The organism is Caulobacter vibrioides, assembly GCF_002858865.1.
GTDB lineage: Bacteria > Pseudomonadota > Alphaproteobacteria > Caulobacterales > Caulobacteraceae > Caulobacter > Caulobacter vibrioides.
Genome location: NZ_PJRR01000007.1, coordinates 185,603 through 204,621 on the forward strand (window position 1 = coordinate 185,603; position 19,019 = coordinate 204,621).

At 68.5% G+C, this 19,019-nt stretch carries 16 protein-coding genes; 8 read left to right on the forward strand and 8 right to left on the reverse strand.

What is annotated here, in order from left to right; genetic code table 11:
* The first annotated feature begins 95 nt into the window (after window positions 1–95).
* The 3 genes from CVUC_RS03975 to CVUC_RS03985 are packed head-to-tail and all read left to right on the forward strand — an operon-like array spanning window position 96 to window position 3,618.
* Window positions 96–821, forward strand: coding sequence for an ABC transporter ATP-binding protein (locus CVUC_RS03975; RefSeq protein WP_096034765.1), 726 nt, complete (start codon window positions 96–98; stop codon window positions 819–821).
* Window positions 818–2,266 carry an ABC transporter permease gene (locus tag CVUC_RS03980; protein WP_096033139.1) on the forward strand — a complete coding sequence of 483 codons (1,449 nt, stop codon included), beginning with the start codon at window positions 818–820 and terminating at the stop codon, window positions 2,264–2,266. Before CVUC_RS03975 ends, CVUC_RS03980 begins: the two co-directional genes overlap by 4 nt.
* Window positions 2,263–3,618 (forward strand): DUF3526 domain-containing protein, encoded by a 1,356-nt coding sequence (locus CVUC_RS03985; RefSeq protein ID WP_096033140.1) that lies wholly within the window; start codon window positions 2,263–2,265, stop codon window positions 3,616–3,618. Before CVUC_RS03980 ends, CVUC_RS03985 begins: the two co-directional genes overlap by 4 nt.
* 4 nt (window positions 3,619–3,622) lie before the next feature.
* On the opposite strand, the gene CVUC_RS03990 is transcribed toward CVUC_RS03985, so the two are convergent.
* Window positions 3,623–4,759 carry an acyltransferase family protein gene (locus CVUC_RS03990; protein ID WP_096033141.1) on the reverse strand — a complete coding sequence of 379 codons (1,137 nt, stop codon included), beginning with the start codon at window positions 4,757–4,759 and terminating at the stop codon, window positions 3,623–3,625.
* A 132-nt stretch (window positions 4,760–4,891) separates the two neighbouring features.
* On the opposite strand from CVUC_RS03990, the gene ligA reads away from it, so the two are divergent.
* The 3 genes from ligA (at window position 4,892) to CVUC_RS04005 (ending at window position 8,392) form a co-directional block, all read left to right on the forward strand.
* Window positions 4,892–7,243: an NAD-dependent DNA ligase LigA gene (ligA, locus tag CVUC_RS03995; protein ID WP_096033142.1), complete on the forward strand. Its 2,352-nt coding sequence runs from the start codon at window positions 4,892–4,894 to the stop codon at window positions 7,241–7,243.
* Complete coding sequence (locus CVUC_RS04000; protein ID WP_164468116.1) at window positions 7,219–7,848, forward strand: 3'-5' exonuclease; 630 nt, start codon at window positions 7,219–7,221, stop codon at window positions 7,846–7,848. Before ligA ends, CVUC_RS04000 begins: the two co-directional genes overlap by 25 nt.
* 115 nt (window positions 7,849–7,963) lie before the next feature.
* Window positions 7,964–8,392 carry a DUF2147 domain-containing protein gene (locus CVUC_RS04005; protein WP_012640259.1) on the forward strand — a complete coding sequence of 143 codons (429 nt, stop codon included), beginning with the start codon at window positions 7,964–7,966 and terminating at the stop codon, window positions 8,390–8,392.
* Window positions 8,393–8,398: 6 nt separating this feature from the next.
* On the opposite strand, the gene CVUC_RS04010 is transcribed toward CVUC_RS04005, so the two are convergent.
* The 6 genes from CVUC_RS04010 to CVUC_RS04035 form a co-directional block, all read right to left on the reverse strand.
* Entirely contained in the window at window positions 8,399–9,811 is a 1,413-nt protein-coding gene (locus CVUC_RS04010; protein WP_125469926.1) for a serine hydrolase domain-containing protein, read from the reverse strand.
* Between the two features lie 66 nt (window positions 9,812–9,877).
* On the reverse strand, window positions 9,878–11,689 hold the full coding sequence (locus tag CVUC_RS04015; RefSeq protein ID WP_096033146.1) for an aminopeptidase P family protein: 1,812 nt from the start codon (window positions 11,687–11,689) through the stop codon (window positions 9,878–9,880).
* A gap of 174 nt (window positions 11,690–11,863) precedes the next feature.
* Window positions 11,864–12,730: a 50S ribosomal protein L11 methyltransferase gene (locus tag CVUC_RS04020; RefSeq protein WP_010919400.1), complete on the reverse strand. Its 867-nt coding sequence runs from the start codon at window positions 12,728–12,730 to the stop codon at window positions 11,864–11,866.
* A 39-nt stretch (window positions 12,731–12,769) separates the two neighbouring features.
* Window positions 12,770–13,264 (reverse strand): hypothetical protein, encoded by a 495-nt coding sequence (locus CVUC_RS04025; RefSeq protein WP_096033147.1) that lies wholly within the window; start codon window positions 13,262–13,264, stop codon window positions 12,770–12,772.
* Between the two features lie 42 nt (window positions 13,265–13,306).
* Window positions 13,307–15,697 carry an ATP-dependent helicase gene (locus CVUC_RS04030; protein WP_096033148.1) on the reverse strand — a complete coding sequence of 797 codons (2,391 nt, stop codon included), beginning with the start codon at window positions 15,695–15,697 and terminating at the stop codon, window positions 13,307–13,309.
* Between the two features lie 37 nt (window positions 15,698–15,734).
* Window positions 15,735–16,049: a hypothetical protein gene (locus CVUC_RS04035; protein WP_096033149.1), complete on the reverse strand. Its 315-nt coding sequence runs from the start codon at window positions 16,047–16,049 to the stop codon at window positions 15,735–15,737.
* 140 nt (window positions 16,050–16,189) lie between these two features.
* On the opposite strand from CVUC_RS04035, the gene CVUC_RS04040 reads away from it, so the two are divergent.
* Entirely contained in the window at window positions 16,190–17,068 is an 879-nt protein-coding gene (locus CVUC_RS04040) for a helix-turn-helix domain-containing protein (protein WP_096033150.1), read from the forward strand.
* On the opposite strand, the gene CVUC_RS04045 is transcribed toward CVUC_RS04040, so the two are convergent.
* Window positions 17,026–17,271, reverse strand: a complete 246-nt coding sequence (locus tag CVUC_RS04045; RefSeq protein ID WP_096033151.1) for a ribbon-helix-helix domain-containing protein — start codon at window positions 17,269–17,271, stop codon at window positions 17,026–17,028. The genes CVUC_RS04040 and CVUC_RS04045 overlap by 43 nt on opposite strands.
* 119 nt (window positions 17,272–17,390) lie before the next feature.
* On the opposite strand from CVUC_RS04045, the gene CVUC_RS04050 reads away from it, so the two are divergent.
* A complete protein-coding gene (locus CVUC_RS04050; RefSeq protein WP_096033152.1) occupies window positions 17,391–18,902 on the forward strand; it encodes a tryptophan halogenase family protein in 1,512 nt (503 codons plus the stop codon).
* Window positions 18,903–19,019: the final 117 nt, after the last annotated feature.

Here is a 19,019-nt window from a genome sequence, read left to right on the forward strand (position 1 = left end):
AGGGCTTGATCGACGGTCAAGGCAATTGTTATGATATAACATCACTTGATGGCGCAAGCGGCGCCGCAGAGGCTCAAGAGGGTGGCGTGAAGACCGTGGATGGCGACAAAGCGATCGAGATCGCAGATCTCGTGGTGCGGTACGGTGATCGCGCCGTGATCGACCACCTGGCCCTGACGGTCAGGGCCGGAGAGGTCTACGGCCTGCTCGGCGGCAACGGCGCGGGGAAGTCGACCACGCTTCAGGCGATCCTCGGCTTTGTCCGCCCCAGCGCCGGACGCGTCCGCGTGGTCGGCCGCGATCCTGCGTCGGAGCCCGCCGAGGTGCGGCGCGCCATCGCCTACATTCCCGAGAACGTGGCGCTGTACGAGCACCTGACCGCGCGCGAGAACATCGACTACTTCCTGCGGCTGGCGGGCCTGCGCCCGGTCGCCGACGAGATCAACAAGGCGTTCGGCACGGTCGGTCTGGCTGAAGAGGCCTGGGAGCGCCGGGTGTCGGGCTTCTCCAAGGGCATGCGGCAGAAGACGGCCATCGCCCTGGCGGTGCTGCGCCGCGCGTCGGTGCTGCTGCTGGACGAGCCGACCTCCGGCCTTGATCCCGGAGCCACCGCCGACTTCAACGCCCTGGTGTCGCGCCTGCGCGGGGAGGGGGCGGCGATCCTCATCGTCACCCACGACCTGATCGGCGTCGCCGACATCGCCGACCGGATCGGGTTTCTGGAGCGTGGCCGGATCAGTGACGAGATGGTCGCCGAGGGCCCTGAGCGTTTCGACCTTCGCGCCCTGCACAACCGCTTCTCGAGGGCGCGGGCGGCATGAGCGTGATCCTTTCGGTGACGCGCAACGAGCTGCGTCACCTTGTTCGGAGCCGGGTCGCCTTGACCGGCCTGATCCTTGTCGCGTTGCTGACCTTCGCTGCAGCGCTGACCTCGAACGCCTATCAGGCCGACCAGGCCGGTCTCCGCGAGCGTCTGCAGCACGCCGCCGATCAGGATTTCGCGGCCCAGCCTAACCGGCACCCGCACCGCGTCGTGCACTTTGGCCACTTCGCCATCCGGCCGGCCAGCGGCCTGGCGGCGATGGATCCTGGCGTCGAGGCCTATACGGGGAACATGATCTTCCTCGAGGGTCATCGGCAGAACAGCGCCAACTTCGGCGACGCCCGTCAGTCCTCGCTGCTCGTCCGGTTCGGACAGCTGTCGCCCGCGCTGGTGCTGCAGGTGATCGTGCCGCTGCTGCTGGTGTTCATCGGGGCCGGAATGATCGCCGGCGAGCGCGAGCGGGGCACGTTGCGCCAGTCGCTGTTGGCCGGGATTTCCGGCGGCGCGCTGCTGAGCGGCAAGGCCCTGGCGCTGGGCCTAGCGGCCCTGGCCATCTCGACCCCGGCCTTTGGTCTTCTGCTGTGGCTCGGCGCCAGCGGCGGGGCGCGGCTCTCGGCCGTTGGACTGACCACGTTGGGCTATGTCGCTTACCTCGCCTTCTGGACCCTGCTGATCATCGCCGTCTCCGCTACGGCTAACCGCAGCCGTTCGGCCCTGATCGGCCTTGTCGGCGCCTGGGCGTTCATGGTGGTGCTGGTTCCGCGCGTCGCGCCCGAGGCCGCCGCCGCCCTGGCGCCGCTGCCGACGCGGGTCGAGACCGACATCGCCGTCCAGCGCGACCTGCGGTCCATGGGCGACAGCCACAATCCCAACGACCCCTATTTCGCGGCCTTCAAGCAGAAGACGCTGAAACAGTACGGCGTGACGCGGGTCGAGGACCTGCCGGTCAACTATCGCGGCCTGCTGGCCATTGAAGGCGAGAAGCTGACCTCCAGCCTGTTCGACCGCTACGCCGACCAGGCCTTCGGCGCGATGGAGGCGCAGGGGCGGGTGATGGACGCCCTGGCGGTGGTCAGCCCGACCGTGGCGATCCGCCGTGTCTCCATGACCTTGGCCGAGACCGACCTGTTCGCCTACCGCCGGTTCCTCGAACAGGCCGAGGCCTATCGCTACGATCTGGTGCAGCGCCTCAACCGCCTGCAGGCCACGGCGGTCACCGCCGCTGATGACGCCGCCAAGAGCAAGAACGCTGCGGCGGAGGCTCGCAGCCGCATCTCGGCCGACCACTGGCAGGCTATGCCGCACTTCGACCCAAAACGGCCCTCGGCGGCCGACGTCGTGGGCCGCGCCGTGCCGGCTCTGGTCGCCCTGCTGCTCTGGCTCGCCGCTGGAGCGGTGTTTGCGGCCCGCGCCGGCCATCGCCTGAACCGGAGCGCCGCATGAACGCCCTGCTTCGCGAAGCCCGCTTCCTGCTGGGCCTTAAATCAGCCGTCGCGGCCATGGTCGCCCTGTTTGCGCTCACCGCTGTGGCGGTCAGCGCCGGCCTCGTCGAGGTCGCGCGCCAGGAGGCCGCCATCGCCCGGATCGGGCCGCAGCAGGCGTCCGATGTCGCTGCGGTCACCGACTGGGTGTCGCAGGGCAAGGACCCCGGCAACGCCGCCTACTACACCTTCCACGCCACGTCGGACCCGCCGTCGGATCTGGCGTTCGCCGCCATCGGCACCCGCGATGTCTCGCCCTACGTCCTACGCGTGCGGGCCCTGGGCCTCGAGGCGCAGCTCTATGAGGGCGAGATCGGCAATCCGGAAGCCGCGCTTCCGGGACGTTTCGACTTCGCCTTCGTGCTGGTCTACCTCGCCCCGCTGTTCGTGATCCTGCTGTTTCACGACCTGCGCTCGGGCGAGCGGGAGGCCGGGCGGTTGCGGGCCCTTGAGGCCTCGGTCGGCGCGCCCTCGGCGCTTTGGGGCGCGCGTCTGACCGTTCGCGCACTGGGTCTTTTCCTGGCGCTGGCCCTCCCATTCTTCGTGGGAGCCTTCGTCGCCGGCACAGCGCTTTGGAAGGTCGGAGCGGTGCTGGCGGTGGTGCTGGCCTATCTGGCCTTCTGGATCGTGCTGTGCATGGTGGTGGCCCGCGCGGCGCGCAGCTCGCTGGCCAACGCCATGACCCTGGCGGCGGCCTGGATGACCCTGACCCTGATCGTTCCGGCGATCGGTCACGTAGCGATCAACAGCGCCATCCCGCTGCGCCAGGGGATGGAGCTTGGCCAGACCCAGCGCACCGCCGTCCACCGCGCCTGGGACATCCCCAAGTCAGAGTCTATGGACGCGTTCTTCCGCACCCATCCGCAGTGGCGCAACACCGCGCCGCTGGGCGAGGCGTTCCACTGGAAATGGTACTTCGCCTTCCACCAGGTGGGCGACGAACTGGCCGGCGATCTGTCGCGCCAGTATCGCCAGGGGGTTCTTGAGCGGGCCGCCTGGAGCGAGCGCCTGGGCCTGGTGACGCCGGGCGTGGCGACGCAGCTGGCGCTGCACCGCCTGGCCGCCACCGATCCTGCGGCGCAGATCGCCTACCAGGACCGCATTCGCGCGTTCCACGGTGAGCTTCGGCGCTTCTACTATCCGTACCTGTTCGAAGACCGGCCGTTCGGCCGCGCCGACTTCGCGCGCGCGCCGGAATATCGGGCGGCGCCGGCCGCCGGAAGCTGGCCCGTCGCGCTGCTTGGCGGCGTGGTCCTGATGACGGCGCTGGTCGGCGGAATTGGCTTTGTGCGGGGACGCAGGGTGGCGTCCTAGAAGCCTAGGCCGAGGCCTCGCGCATCTTGGTGATGTGCGGGGCCGCCACCCCACGAGACCGCGACTTGATCCAGGTCTGCAGCGGCGCGTCGACGAGGCGCTCGAACAGCCACGCGGCGATGATCGTCGCCGGGATGGCCAGCGCCCACAGCGTCCACTGTGCGGCGACCGGCAGGCCAAGCTTGGCGTCGAGCATCCGCACGAGGCCAAACCAGACCACGGCGGTCAGGGTGTTGGTCAGGAACAGCGGGAACGACAGGCGCCCCGCCGCGCCCGCCCAGCGCCAGGCGCGCGGCTTGGAGGCCCCGGCCGCGTAGATCAGGAAGGCCAGAAGGGCCAGGCTGAAATAGTCGAAGTTTCCGAGAGCCTGGACGCCGATGACGATGGCCAGGCTGGTCGCCGCCAGCGGCAGGGCTTGCTGCTGGGCCAGGCGCGTGACCGGCAGACGCGCGACCAGCACGCCGATCAGGAACAGCGGCACGCCGCGGATCAGACCAAATCGCAGCGGCAACTGATAGCTGGGTACGCCGAAGACCAGCAGTGCGGCCTGGTCGATGATGATCCAGACGCAGACGCCCATGGCCAGCAGTCGCAGCGGACGGGTGCTGGCGGCGACCTTGCGCCAAACCATCGGGAACAGCGCATAGGCCACGATCAGGGCCGACAGGGTCCAGGTGGGCATGTTCCAGCCCGAGGTCCCCGGAACGAACCAGGCCTGCACCAGGAAGATCTGCGGCAGCAACTGGTCCCACTGGAACCATTGCGGGTTCTGCGGGGCGAGGCCAATCGCCGTGCTGGCCAGGAAGAAGGCGACGAACAGGGCCAGCATCACCAGGTGCGGCGGCCAGATCCGCTGAACCCGGCGCTTCAGGAACGTCCAGGTGTCGACCTCGGCCTTGATCACGCGCGATCCATAGGTCCGGGCCAGCACATAGCCCGACAGCATCAGGAAGAAGTCGGTCGCCAGATAGCCGCGCCCGAACGCCGGCGACAGGCTGAACAGCGACACCGGCGCGCGCTCGGCGACGTGGTAGAGCACGATGAACAGGGCGGCCAGGAAGCGCAGAGCGTCCAGCGGACCGTCCCGTGACAGGACGGGCGTGGCGCTCGCTTGGGCGAAACCTGTGCCGGCATTGAACATCGGAGACTCCTTCGCCTCAGACGCCGCAAGGGGCGGGCCAAGTTTCGCCTGGCGGGCGAGCGCATCGGCGACTCCCCCCGCCGGAGCCGCGTTGCTAACCTGCCTGCGTTCCCCGCCGTTCGGATTCGCCCCGTGTCCCAGATCCCCGTCGCCGACCTCACCGAAGCCCAGGCCGTCGAGGAACTGGAGCGTCTGGCCGACCTTCTGGCGACGCACGACATCGCCTATCACCAAGAGGACAATCCGACGGTCAGCGACGCCGAGTACGACGCGCTGAAGCGGCGGAACCTCGATATCGAGACGCGCTTCCCGCATCTGGTGCGCGACAATTCCCCGTCGATGCGGGTCGGCGCGACCCGGGCCGAGCAGTTCGCGCCGGTGGAGCACGGCGTGCCGATGCTCAGCCTCGACAACGCCTTTTCGAACGATGAGGCGATCGAGTTTGACGCGCGCATCCGCCGGTTCCTGCGCATCGCGCCGTCCGAGACGGTCGCCTACACCGCCGAGCCCAAGATCGACGGCCTGTCGGCCTCGCTGCGCTATGAGAAGGGCGTGCTGGTCCAGGGCGCGACGCGGGGCGATGGGCGCGTGGGCGAGGACGTCACCGCCAATCTGCGGACCATCGCCGACATTCCGCAGCGCCTGAAGGGGTCAGGCTGGCCCGACGTGATCGAGGTGCGCGGCGAGGTCTATGTCGAGCTTGCGGCCTTCGCCGCCTTCAACCAGGCCGCGGAGGAGGCCGGTCAGCGCATCTACGCCAATCCCCGCAACTTCGCGGCCGGATCACTGCGCCAGATCGACCCGAAGATCAGCGCCCAGCGGCCGCTGCGGTTCTTCGGCTATGCCTGGGGGCTGGTCTCGGAGGGCTTCGCCGACAGCCAGTGGGGCGCTCTAGAAAAGCTGGCCGAATGGGGCTTTGTGACCACGGCGCCGCCCGCCCAGCGCGTGGAGAACGCGCAAGGTCTGCTCGACATCTACGCCCAGTTCGAGGTCCTGCGACCGACCCTGGGCTTCGACATCGACGGCGTGGTCTACAAGGTCGATGACCTGGAGCTTCAGCGCCGTCTGGGCTTTGTCTCGCGCTCGCCGCGCTGGGCGATCGCCCGCAAGTTCCCGGCTCAGCGCGCCCGGACGGTCCTTGAAGCCATCGATCTCCAGGTCGGCCGCACCGGCGCCATCACCCCCGTGGCGCGGCTGAAGCCGGTGACGGTCGGCGGCGTGTCGGTGACCAACGCCACCCTGCACAACGGCGACGAGATCGCGCGGCTCGATGTCCGGGTCGGCGACACCGTGGTGATCCAGCGGGCCGGCGACGTGATCCCGCAGATCGTCGAAGTGGCCCTGGACGCGCGGCCTGATCCCGCGCCGGAGCCCTACCAATTCCCCCATGTCTGCCCGTGCCCGCTGCAGACGCCGCTGGCGCGCGAGGTGACGGCGTCGGGCCAGGAGTCGGTGGTGCGCCGCTGCACCGGCGAGTTCGCCTGTCCGTTCCAGCGGGTCGAGCACCTGCGCCACTTCGTCTCCCGCCGGGCGTTCGACATCGAGGGGCTGGGCGAAAAGCAGCTGCAGGCCTTCTTCGAGGAGGGCTGGATCACCGAACCCGCCGACATCTTCAAGCTGGCCCGCGACGCGGAAAAGCTGGCCGTCCTGCGCGAGCGTGAGGGCTATGGCGAGACCTCGGTGGCCAATCTGGTCAAGGGGATCGAGGCGCGGCGCACCATCGGCATGGACCGGATGATCTATGGCCTGGGCGCGCGCGACATCGGCGAGACCACCTCCACGGTGCTGGCCCGCAACTTCGACCGCTTCGAGGACCTGCAGGCCGCCGCCGAGGCCGCCGCGCGGGCGCTGCCCGGCGAGACCTATCTGGAGCTCTCGACCGCGCCCGGCGTCGGACCCAAGGCGCTGGACATGCTGGTCGAGGCGGGGAAGGGCGGTGTGGTCGCCGATCCGTGGCCGCAGACTGATGACCTGGAACTCAAGATCGGCCACGCGGTCCCGAAGCTCACCAAGCCGGCGCGCGCGGCCTTGGCGCAGCGCTACGGAACCTGGGACGCCTTCGCCGACGGGCTTGTCGCCGCCGCCTCGGGGGCGCCGGGCGACGACTATCTGCATCTGGCCGCCATCGATGGCGTCGGACCGGTCGCGGCGCAGTCCCTGGCGCGGTTCTTCGCCGAGGATCATAACCGGCAGAAGGTCGCCAATCTCGTCGCCGAGCTCGACATTCAGCCGGTGGCCAAGCCCAAGACCGACACCGCCGTCGCCGGCAAGACCATCGTCTTCACCGGCTCGCTGGAGAAGATGACCCGCGACGAGGCCAAGGCTCAGGCCGAAGGGCTGGGCGCCAAGGTCGCGTCTTCGGTGTCGAAGAAGACCGATCTGGTGGTTGCTGGACCCGGCGCCGGCTCCAAGCTGAAGACCGCCACGGACCTGGGCATCCAGGTGATGACCGAGGACGAGTGGCTGGAGCTTGTCGCCGGATGAAGGTCATCGCCATCGACTTCGAGACGGCCAACGAACAGCGCGCCAGTCCGTGCTCTATCGGCCTGGCCTGGATCGAGGACGGCGAGGTCGCGCGCGTCGAGCACCACTATATCCGCCCGCCGGGCAACCGTTTCGCGGCGTTCAACATGGCGTTCCACGGTATCCGGCCCGAACATGTCGCGGACGCCGACGAGTGGCCGGACGTGCTGGAACGCATTCGGCCTGAGCTGGAGGGCGCGCTCGTTCTGGCGCACAACGCCTCGTTCGACATCAGCGTGATCCGGCGCACCTGCGAGCACTATGACGTGCCGGCGCCGGGCTTTGATTATCTGTGTACGGTGCAAGTGGCGCGCAGCGTCTGGCCCGAGCTTCCGTCGCACAAGCTGAACGTGGTCTGCGGTCACCTGGGCGTGGATTTCGCCCACCACGATGCGGCCGCCGACGCCTATGCCTGTGGTCGCGTGGCCTTGGCGGCGACGGGCCTGAACGCGCTGTCCGATATCCGGGCGTTGCCGCAGCGCCTGGGCATGACCCCGGGCCGTCTCGACCCCGATGGCTACCGGCCCTCGCGCGCCGCGACGGCGCCACGTCGGCGTTGGGGCTGAGCTGACCGCTTTCCGAATTCTCGCCGCGATTTCGTGCGAACGCTTGTTTCCGGGAACAGGATCGCGCAACCAAGCGGTCAAGACGCGCGCCGAAAGCGCGAACAGGGAGATTTCGATGATCCGCACCGCCATGATCGCCGCCACCGCGCTCGCCGCCAGCCTCGCAGCTTCAGCGCCCGCCTTCGCCGCCGATGTGGTGGGCCTCTGGGCTACGCCCGGCAACGGCGGTCAGGTCGAGATCTCGCGCTGCGGCAACAGCCTGTGCGGCAAGCTGGTGACGTCCGACCACATCAAGACCAACCCGGGCCTGAAGGACATCAAGAACAAGGACGAAAGCCAGCGCAGCCGCACCCTGAAGAACCTGCAGATGCTCTATGACTTCAGCGGCGGTCCCACCAAGTGGACGGGCGGCAAGGTCTATAATCCCGAGGACGGCGGCGTCTACGCCGGGACGATCGAGCTGGTCAGCACCACCGAGCTGAAGCTCAAGGGCTGTGTCGTCGCGCCGCTGTGCAAGACGCAGAAGTGGACGCGGATTCGGTAGGGCGCATCAGACGCTGCGCCGCGCCGCCTTCAGGGCTTGATCGACGACAGACTGCGCCTCTGGCGTCGCTGCGTTCAGAGCCGCGCAGAACACGAGGCCGGATTTGGGTTCGATATGCACCTGGTGCCACCACTGGCCGTTCGAGCCCGCGTGGCCCAGTTCGCCGTTCGGCCCAACGCCCCATCCCAGGCCCATGGACTGGCCGCCAAAGGGCGGCGCATGCAGGGTTCGCCAACTCTCCGGCCTCAGGAAGTTCGCGCTCTGGTTGCGATGGGCCTTCAGATAGGTCAACATGTCGCCAAGGCTGATATGGACCAGTCCAGCGGGCCCATACACGAAGGGGAGGTCGTTCTTGCGCGGGTCGGCCACTGAATGCAGACGGCCGTCCGCTCGGCGTAGATGACCAAAGGGCTGGTCGAGCGCGATGGGATCGCCTGGCGGACCAAAGCCCGCGCTGCGCAGTCCAAGCGGCGAGAATAGCCTTTGGCGCATCAGCGTTTCCCATGGCGCGCCTTCGAGGGTCTCCAGCATGGCCCCGACAGCAACATAGCCAAGATTGCTATAGGACAGCGTCGTCCCTTTGGGACCGATCGGTGGTCGTTTCAGGCCGAGTTGGACGTACGCCCGTCGCACGGCGCGAGGATCGGGAGGCGGCGGGACCTTGAAGTCCCTCATGTCCTTTTGCTCGATCTCTCGTGGCAGACCCGCGCGATGTGACAGCAGGTGCAGAAGGGTTACGTCGCCATAGTCCGGATGCATGTCCGGCATCGTATCGCCGAGCACGTCGCTGATCGTTGTGGTCCAATTCAGGCGGCCGGCCTCGACGAGCCGCGCCACCAGGGTCGCGGTCATGGACTTGGTGTCCGAGCCGATGTGCCAGGCGTCAGTCTCCGCGACGGGCGCGGCGGCGTCCGCCGAGCGACGCCCGTCCACCATGATGACCGGTTCACGCCCAGGATGCTCAAAGGCCACGCCCATGGCAGGCGCGCCGGATAGCGTCCGCAGCCGTCTCAACCGCGCTCGGTCCATGGGGCCGACTGAAAGCACGGTGTTGTCGATCTGGTATCGCGCGCCTCGGGTCAGGACCAGGGGCTGGGTGACGCCATCCTGGGTGAACGTCCCCTCAATCCGGTCTGTTGTCGCCAGGCGCCCTTGGATGGTGAGCCCTTCAGACCAGGTCAGCGACAGAGAGGGCGGGGTCAACGCCATGGTCGCGGCGGGAAGCCGCAAACCGCCTGTGTCGATCACCGTCAAGATCGCGCCGTTTGGGCCGATATCGACCAGAAAGCGTGTCATGACCTCGTCGACGACGAGGGCCGTCGACCAGACGCCATGGAAGGGCTCATCCATCGCCAGGGCCGGACCCGCGAGGCCCAAAGCGCCGGCGCCGATAATCCAATCACGGCGGGATAGGCGCACTGAAACGACCTCTCTGTGATGCCGAGAGATTGTTTACAACCGAGGGGTGATCGTCAAGCGCAGCGCCTAGAGCGGCGCGCAGGCCTGCTCCATCCACGCCCGAACCTCCGGCTCCACGCGCGGGCCGATCTCGCGCAGCACGCGGGCGTGGTAAGCGTCGAACTGGGCGATTTCTTCGGCCGTCAGCAGCGCCTTGTCGATCAGGCGACGATCGATGGGCGCGAGCGTCAGGGCCTCGAAGCGGTGCATCGGCCGCTCGCCGCCGGGCACGTCCTCGGCCGGCATGACGATCTCCAGGTTCTCGATCCGGATGCCGTACTCGCCGTCCTTGTAATAGCCGGGCTCGTTCGAGACGATCATGCCGGGCTGCAGGGCGATGGTGTTCGGGGCCTTGGAGATCCGCTGCGGTCCCTCATGGACGCCCAGATAGACGCCGACGCCGTGACCGGTGCCGTGGTCGTAGTCGAGGCCATGCGCCCACAGGGCCATCCGAGCCAGGGCGTCGATGGCCGAGCCGGTGGTGCCGGCCGGGAAGCGCAGGCGGGCGATGGCCAGATGGCCCTTCAGCACGAGCGTATTGCGCTGGACCATCTCGGCGCTCGGTTCGCCGATCGCGACGGTGCGGGTGACGTCGGTCGTGCCGTCCAGGTATTGGCCGCCGCTGTCGACAAGCAGCAGCGAGCCCATCTTCGCGCGTTCGTTGCTGCGTTCGGTCGGGCGGTAGTGGGGCAGGGCGCCGTGGCCGTTGGCCGCGCCGATGGTGTCGAAGGAAAGATCCTTCAGCACGCCGGTGGCCTCACGGAAGGCTTCCAGCTTGGCGACGGCTTCCTTCTCGTCCGGCGGGTTGATCTGGCCCTCGGTGGCCAGCCAGTGCAGGAAGCGGGTCAGGGCCGCGCCGTCGCGGCGGTGCGCCTCGCGCGTGCCGTCCAGCTCGACGGCGTTCTTGCAGGCGCGCGGCATCGTGCAGGGGTCCATCGCCCGCACCACGGTCGCGCCGGCGGCGGTCAGGGTGTCGAAGTACCAGGCCGAGGACTGGGCCGGATCGACGACGACGCTCTTGCCTGACAGGTCGGCCAGGGCCGTCTCCAGCTTGTCCGAGGTCTCCAGCGAAACCTGGTTGCCGAGCCAGGCCGGCAGGTCGGCGGTCACCTTGGCCGGCTCCAGGAACAGGCGCGCCGTGCCGTCGGCATTGAGGATGGCCTGCGACAGCGGCAGCGGGGTGCGGATCACGTCGCCGCCGCGCACGTTGAACAGCCAGGCGATCGAGGCCGGGGCGGTGATCACGGCGGCGTCGGCGCCCAGCGCCGCGACCGAGGCGCCGACGCGGGCGCGCTTGGCGCTGGACTCTTCGCCGGCGTGTTCGAGGGGCTGCGGAACGACGGGGGCCATGGGCTGCGGCGGGCGCGCCGAACCCCAGGCCTGGTCGACGGGATTAGCCTCGACGGGCTTCAGCACCGCGCCCGCGCGGGTGGCGGCGGCCTTCAGGCCGTCCAGGGCGGCTGGGCTGTGCAGGCGGGCGTCGTAGCCGATGACGGCGCCCTTCGACACGGTCTCCAGATAGGCGGGCACGCCGCCCTCGACGAGGTCGCGGATCTCGAACACGCCCTGATCGACCTGCTCGCGGACCTGCAGCGTATAGCGGCCGTCGACGAAGACGGCGGCGCGGTCGCTCAGGATCACGCCCGCGCCGGCCGAACCGGTAAAGCCGCTGGCCCAGGCCAGCCGGTCATTGGCGGCGGGCAGATATTCGTTCTGGTGCTCGTCCTCGTGCGGCACGAGGAAGCCGTCCAGCCCCTGCGCCGCCATGGCCTGGCGGATCAGCGGGACGTGCTTGGGGCCGAAGGAGGGATCGGTGGATTCGTCGAAGGTCTGGCGCATGGGGAGGATTTAGGCCTCTCCGAGCGCGCAGGGAAGATGTTCAATCCTCCCCTAGCGGGGGAGGTGTCGGCTCGAAGAGACGACGGAGGGGGAAGAGGCAAGGTTTGCAGACCTTCCCCCACCGGCCCTTCGGGCCACCTCCCCCGCGAGGGGGAGGATTTGGATTTCAACTATCTACGGCCGCTGCAGCACCAGCGTCGCCCAGGCGTCGCGGTGGATGCGGGTGACGACCTTGAAGCCGCGCGACAGGTAGGCGGCCTTGACCATCCGTTCCTGGGTGCGCAGCAGGCCCGACAGGATCACCGTGCCGCCGGGAACGAGAGCGCGCTTGATGTCCTGGGCCAGGCTGATCAGCGGGCGGGCCAGGATGTTGGCGAACACCAGATCATAGGGCGCGTTCTCGGCGACCAGGCGGTTGGAGAGGCCCGAGGCGTGGACGAAGCGGGCGTTGGCCTTGTTGACCAGGGCGTTCTCCTTGGAGATCCGCACGCTGGGCTTGTCGATGTCGGTGCCGACCGCCAGCTTGGCGCCGGTGCGGGCCGCCGCGATGGCCAGGAGGCCGGTGCCGGCCCCGACGTCGAGCACCTTGTTGAACCTGCGCGCCTTGATCAGGCGGTCATAGGCCTGCAGGCAGCCGACGGTGGTGCCGTGGTGGCCGGTGCCGAACGCCGCGCCGGCCTCGATGCGCAGGTTCACCGTGCTGGCCGGCAGGCGGCCCCGGTCATGCATGCCGTAGACGAAGAAGCGACCCGCGCGCACCGGCGGCAGGCCCGACAGCGCCATGGCCAGCCAGTCGGCGTCGGCCAGGGTGTCGCGCGAAACCTTCAGGTCGTAGCCGCCCAGCAGCGCCATCAGGCTGGCGTCTTCCTCGTCGGTCGTCGGGAAGGCGTCGATGCGCCAGACGCCGCGATCCTCGTCCTCTTCCAGGATCGAGTAGGTGGCGCCTTCCAGGCCCGGATGGTTGTCGATGGCGTCGGCGGCGGTCTCGGCCTCGAGGCGCGCGCCTCGGGCGACGATCTGCTGGGGCGTATAGTCGGTCATGCCGCTCCGTTAGCGGCAAAGTCGCCGAAAAGCGAGCCTTCAGCGTGACGTCATGCCGGTCGCGGCGACGTCGGCCAGCATCAGGGCGTCCATGGCGGCGGCGCGATCCTCGGGGAGCGAAACATCCAGGATGTCGCCGTGCTCGGACGCCCAGCGGGAGCCCTCCGTCATCGGGGGCGGCGCGACCGGACCGGGGCGCGCCGAGGCATGGGGCGGCAACTGCGGTGGCGCGGGCAGGAGGGGTGGCTCATCGGCGACGTACGTGATCGGGGGAGACTGCGTCGCCTTCAGAAAATCGGTCCCGACCACATAGTCGGGTAGGTCGCCGGAGGGATAGGCGATCGGCTCGGGCGCGGCCTCGCTCATCGCCCGCGCGGGTTCCATGGCCGGTTGGAACGCCCCGTCCTGAGGACCGGTCTGCATCGCCAGGCCGGCCATCGCGCCGATCAGCGCGCAGGCCAGGGCGCCGAAGACCACGGGCCGCGACGCGCCGAAGGCCTTGATCTGTCCAATAGTGATGTCCAAGCGCGCCATGCCAGCATAGCGCGCCGCCGCGATATTGGTTCGCCCTGTCGATCAGGCCTTCTCGACGAAACTGTCGATCACCTTCTTGTCGCCGGCCTTATCGAAGGCGACGGTCAGCTTGTTGCCCTCGATCCCCGTGACCTTTCCGTAGCCGAACTTGACGTGGAACACCCGGTCGCCGCGCGCATAGGCGCTGTTGGTCGGGGCCGAGACGGCGACCAGACGGCCTTCGCCCTCGATCGGCGCCGAGCGGGCGGACGAACCCGATCGAACGCCTTGGGCGCCGCGCCAGGATCCGCCGCGCTCGCCAAAGCCCGAGGTGCGCTCCTGGGCGCGTTTCCAGCCGGGACTGTCATAGCTGCCGGCCTGGAACGCCGACGTGCCCGGATCGTCCCAGCGCGAGGCGGCCGTCGACTGCATGCCGGGGCCGCCGCCGTAATAGCCGGTCTCGGACGCCGCATCGACGTGGGCGATCGGCAACTCGTCGACGAAGCGGCTGGGCAGTTGCGACGTCCACCGGCCGTAGACCTGACGGTTGGCCACGAAGCTGATGCGGGCCTCCTCGCGGGCGCGGGTGATGCCCACATAGGCCAGGCGCCGCTCTTCCTCGAGACCTTTCTCGCCCTTGTCATCCATGCTGCGCTGGCTGGGGAAGACGCCTTCCTCCCAGCCCGGCAGGAAGACCAGCGGGAACTCCAGCCCTTTGGCCGAGTGCAGGGTCATGATCCAGACGGCGTCGCCGGTGGCCTCGCGGTCGAGGTCCATGACCAGCGACACGTGCTCGAGATAGGCCTCCAGCGTGTCGAACGCGCCCATCGACTGAACGAGTTCCTTCAGGTTCTCGAGCCGCGTCTGGCTGGTCGGACCCTTGTCGAGGCGCAGGGCGTCCGTGTAGCCGCTCTCCTCGAGCACCGTCTCCAGCAGGCGCTGGTGGTGCACCGTTCCGACCAGCGAGCGCCAACGGTCGAGGTCGCGGATGAAGTTCGACAGGGCCGTGCGGGTGCGGGCCGGCAGCTCGTCGCTGGTGATGATCTGACGGGCGGCCTCGGTGGTCGAGATTCCGCCCAGGCGGGCGATCTGCAGCAGCTTCTGCACCGAGGTGTCGCCGATGCCGCGCTTGGGCGTGTTGACGATGCGCTCGAAGGCCAGGTCATCGTCGGGCGACTGGATCAGGCGCAGATAGGCGTGAGCGTCGCGGATCTCGGCGCGCTCGAAGAACCGCGGGCCGCCGACCACCTTGTAGGGGATCTGCAGCAGCACGAAGCGCTCTTCGAAGGCGCGCATCTGGAAGCTGGCCCGCACCAGGATGGCCATCTGGCTGTGCTTGCGGCCGGCCTTCTTGGCGCGCTCGATCTCGTCGGCGATCAGGCGGCTTTCGGCCTCGCCGTCCCAGACGCCTGACACCTTGACCTTCTCGCCGCCCTTGGACGGGGTCCACAGGGTCTTGCCCAGGCGGCCCTTATTGGCGGTGATCAGGCCCGAAGCGGCGGCCAGGATGTGCTCGGTCGAGCGGTAGTTGCACTCCAGGCGCACGACCTTCGAGCCCGGAAAATCGCGTTCGAAGCGCAGGATGTTGTCCACCTCGGCCCCGCGCCAGCCATAGATCGACTGGTCGTCGTCCCCGACGCAGCAGACGTTCTGGCGGCCCTGGGCCAGGAGGCGCAGCCACAGATACTGGGCGACGTTGGTGTCCTGGTACTCGTCGACCATCACGTATTTGAAGCGGCGCTGGAAGTCCTCCAGCACGTCAGGATGGCCGGTGAACAGGCTGATATTGTGCAGCAAAAGGTCGCCGAAATCGCAGGCGTTCAGGATGCGTAGGCGCTCCTGATACTGGCGATAGAGGCTGATGCCCTTGCCATTGGCGAACTCGCCGGCTTCCGAGGTCGGCACGCGGTCGGGTGTCCAGCCGCGGTTCTTCCAGCCGTCGATGATCTGCGACAGGATACGGGGCGTCCACCGCTTGGCGTCGATGTTCTCGGCCTCGATCAGCTGCTTGAGCAGGCGCTCGTTATCGTCGGTGTCGATGATCGTGTAGTTGGACTTCAGGCCCACCAGCTCGGCGTGGCGACGCAGGATCTGGGCGGCCACCGAGTGGAAGGTGCCCAGCCAGCGCAGACCCTCGGCCTCGGGGCCGATGATGTGGGTGATCCGCTCGCGCATCTCGCGGGCGGCCTTGTTGGTGAAGGTGACCGCCAGCAGCTCCCAGGGACGGGCGCGACCGGTCGCGAGAATGTGGGCCAGGCGCGTGGTCAGCACGCGCGTCTTGCCCGTACCGGCGCCGGCCAGGACGAGCAGGGGGCCTTCGGTGGTCTCGACCGCCTCGCGCTGCTCGGGGTTCAGGCCGTCCAGATAGCCGGGCTGGGCCGCGCCCGGGGGCTGGGCGCGAGCCAGGTCTGAGATGCGGGGAGAAGGGACGGGCGAGTCGGACATCCAGAACATATGGAGCACATCCGCTCGCCCGCCAACCGTGCGACGGTTAGTGCGCCTTCTGGACGGCCGGGAGCAGCAGGCCTGTCGTCCGCGGCGCTTGCACGGCGTCCTTACGCCCCTTGGTCGTTTGGGCGCCGGTGTCCTTGCGGGTCTTCAGCTCCGCGTCCCGGATCATTCGCGCGTCCGCGCGACCGTCGCCGTTCACATCGCCCGCCGCCACGCGCGGACGCGTCTTGGCGGCTTCGCCCTTGATGCCGTCGTAGTGCATATACTGCGGCTTGGCGAAGGCGGCCGGCGCGGTGATCGTCGCCAGCAGGGCGCCGGCCACGAAGAGCTTGGCCAGGGTGGAAGTCTTGGTCACGGGATTGTCCTCTTGGTTGTCGTCCCGGCCCGCAGATGGCCCCGCGCCGACGCCAGCGACCAGTTGCAATGACGGGCGGCGAACAGCACCGGGATGCACCCCCCGTTGCATGCTGGTCAGGTCTGTACCAAGCTGGGGGGATGGACGGTCTGGGATCCAAGCTGGAGTTGGCGCTGAAGGCGCTGTCGATGAGCCGAGCGCGCATGGCCGCTGAGCTTGCGGTGGACAAGTCGCTGGTGGGGCGCTGGGTGGCGGGCAAGGTTGTGCCCTCCGCCCACAATCTGGCCCGCTTGACGACCCTGATCGCCGAGAAGCGTCCCGGCTTCACCATGCTGGACTGGGATCGCGACCTGGATGGCCTCGCCGCAGCCCTGGGGGTCGAGACGGCCGCCGATGCGGCCGAGACGCTGATCGACTGGATCCCGCCGGCGATCCTGCGGGAGGCGTTGCAGGGGACAGCTGCGCGCGGGGGGACCTATGTGGGGATCTGGCGATCGACCCGACCGTCAAGCGATCTGCCCGGCCGGTTCCTGCATGATCATCTCCTGATCCAGCGCGACCCTCGCGGCCTGTTGCGTTTTCGTACGGGCGTCGAGGGCGTCAGCTACGAGGGCGGCGCGTTGCTCTTGCAACACCAGTTGTTCAGCATCGCTGCGGACAAGGCCCATGGCACGCTTCTGTTCAGCATCTTCAATGGCGTCGCGCGCCAAAAGGCCGAGATTCTGGATGGCGTGACCCTGGCCTGTTTGCGGGACGCGGGTGGCTCGCCGGCCGCCTCCACCTGCCTGCTTGAGCGCATATGCGATCTGACCGGAGACGATGAGGAGGATGTGCGGATCTACGAGGGCCTCATCGCCGCGCAAGGCTTTCCGCTGGCGCCCGAAGGGTCGATCTCGGAGGCCGTCCGGGCCCATCTGACACGCGAAGCCGATCCGGCTGGCATGGGCGTCGGCGGTCTGCTGCGAATGTATTTTGGTCAGTCAATGGCGCGGGGCGCGAGTCTGGAAGGCAGGGTCTGAGCGGCGCGCTCCAGGGCGAAGACCCGGCAGGCTGAGGCGAGGGGGCGATCGCCGCGGGTGCTGTCAATACTCTGGATCAGGGCGGCCAGACTCCGGTCATCGGCCGCGGCCGCCGCCTCCAAGGCCGCCCAGAACTCGGGTTCCAGCGCCAAGGAGGTGGCGTGGCCTGCAAGGTTCACAGAGCGTTTGCGAAGGCCGGGCATGGGCGGGATCTCCTAGCGCCGGACATCGCGCACTTAGGTTCGGGGCGCAAGCGGCTGGCGCGGTGCGGCCGGATCGTCGACAAAGCCGTCGGAAGACCGGAGCGGGCGCAGGGAGACCCATGGGCGAGGCGATTCAGTCGATTGTTATCCTGGGCGGCGGCTCGGCCGGCTGGATGGCCGCAGCGCTGCTCAACGCCGCCCTAGGCAAGAGATGCGCTGTTACGGTGGTTGAGTCCGCCGAGATCGGCGTGGTCGGGGTGGGCGAGGCGACCATCCCCGCGATCAGACAGTTCAACGCCATGGTCGGGCTCAAGGAGCCCGCCTTCATGCGCGCGACCCGCGCCACGCTGAAGCTGGGCATCGAGTTCGTCGATTGGGGCTGCTCGGGCGAGCGCTACCTGCATCCGTTCGGCGTTCTGGGCGGCCAGCCGACCCTGGGCGTGTTCCCGCAGCATTTTCTGCGGCTGATGGCCGCCGATCCCGACGCGAGCCTTGAAGACTATTCGGTCTGCGCCCTGGCCGCGCGGCTCGGAAGGGCGGGGCCGGCCGCCACTGATCCAGCGACGCCGCTGTCACAGCTGATGTCGGCCTATCATTTTGACGCGGTGCTCTACGGCCGTTTTCTGCGGCGACTGGCCGAGGGGCGCGGCGTTCGGCGGATCGAGGGCGAGGTCGTGGCTGTCGACCAACGGCCCGAGGACGGCTTTGTCGAACGCTTGCGGCTGAAGGACGGTCGCGCAGTCGAGGGCGAGCTTTTCATCGACTGTTCCGGGTTTAGGGGCCTCTTGATCGAGGGCGCGCTGGCGGCCGGTTATGACGACTGGAGCCGCTGGCTGCCGGTCGATCGCGCGATCGCCGCGCCCTGCGCCAAGGTCGGTCCCGCCGCTCCGTACACCCAGTCGATCGCCCAGGAGGCTGGTTGGCGCTGGCGGATCCCGCTGCAACACCGCACCGGCAACGGCTATGTCTATTCCAGCGCCTTTACCGATGATGACCGCGCCGAGACGGTTCTGCGGGAGGGCCTGGACGGCGCCCTGGAGGCCGAACCGCGCAAGTTGCGGTTCGTGACGGGCCGCCGTCGCGCCGCCTGGAAGGCCAATGTCGTCGCCCTGGGTCTGGCCAGCGGGTTCATCGAGCCGCTGGAGTCGACCAGCCTGCACATGGTTCACTCCGGCCTGCAGGCCCTGCTGAAGTTCTTCCCGGATCGGTCGTTCAGCCCCGTCCTGCGGGCGGGCTACAACGCCGCCGTCAAGGCCGAAGGCGAGCTGATCCGCGACTTCATCATCCTGCACTATCACGCCACGCGGCGGTCCGGAGACCCCTTCTGGGACTATGTCCGGACCATGCCGATCCCCGACAGCCTGGCCGAACGGGTGGCCCTCTACGCCGAGCGCGGCGTCCTGGTCAGCGGCAGTGATGAGCTGTTTTCGCCTTCGTCCTGGATGGCCGTCATGCATGGACAGGGCCTTAGACCGCGGCGAGCCAGTCCGCTCTACGACGGTGTGAGTCCTGCAGCCTTGGCCACGGAGTACGCTGCGACGGCGCGGCGCTTGCGGCGATCGGTCGAAGCCCTGCCGCTCCACGAAGCCTACCTGGCGGACGCAGGCGCCTGGGCGGAACCCGAGGCCTAGGTGGTGTGGACTCTAAGGATTCCCAGGATCGCTGATGCGTGATTCAAGGCTGTCTTTTGGAGGCGGTCTTGGGTGTGATGGATCGGCTAGTGCTGAGCGACGCGGCGTGGGATCGGA

What these genes read in the sequence shown, in the direction of transcription:
- CVUC_RS03980 (WP_096033139.1), top strand. Translation starts at nt 818, where the DNA reads ATGAGCGTGATCCTTTCGGTGACGCGCAACGAGCTGCGTCACCTTGTT.
- CVUC_RS03985 (WP_096033140.1), top strand. Translation starts at nt 2,263, where the DNA reads ATGAACGCCCTGCTTCGCGAAGCCCGCTTCCTGCTGGGCCTTAAATCA.
- CVUC_RS03990 (WP_096033141.1), bottom strand. Translation starts at nt 4,759, where the DNA reads ATGTTCAATGCCGGCACAGGTTTCGCCCAAGCGAGCGCCACGCCCGTC.
- CVUC_RS04005 (WP_012640259.1), top strand. Translation starts at nt 7,964, where the DNA reads ATGATCCGCACCGCCATGATCGCCGCCACCGCGCTCGCCGCCAGCCTC.
- CVUC_RS04015 (WP_096033146.1), bottom strand. Translation starts at nt 11,689, where the DNA reads ATGCGCCAGACCTTCGACGAATCCACCGATCCCTCCTTCGGCCCCAAG.
- CVUC_RS04020 (WP_010919400.1), bottom strand. Translation starts at nt 12,730, where the DNA reads ATGACCGACTATACGCCCCAGCAGATCGTCGCCCGAGGCGCGCGCCTC.
- CVUC_RS04025 (WP_096033147.1), bottom strand. Translation starts at nt 13,264, where the DNA reads ATGGCGCGCTTGGACATCACTATTGGACAGATCAAGGCCTTCGGCGCG.
- CVUC_RS04030 (WP_096033148.1), bottom strand. Translation starts at nt 15,697, where the DNA reads ATGTTCTGGATGTCCGACTCGCCCGTCCCTTCTCCCCGCATCTCAGAC.
- CVUC_RS04040 (WP_096033150.1), top strand. Translation starts at nt 16,190, where the DNA reads ATGGACGGTCTGGGATCCAAGCTGGAGTTGGCGCTGAAGGCGCTGTCG.
- CVUC_RS04045 (WP_096033151.1), bottom strand. Translation starts at nt 17,271, where the DNA reads ATGCCCGGCCTTCGCAAACGCTCTGTGAACCTTGCAGGCCACGCCACC.
- CVUC_RS04050 (WP_096033152.1), top strand. Translation starts at nt 17,391, where the DNA reads ATGGGCGAGGCGATTCAGTCGATTGTTATCCTGGGCGGCGGCTCGGCC.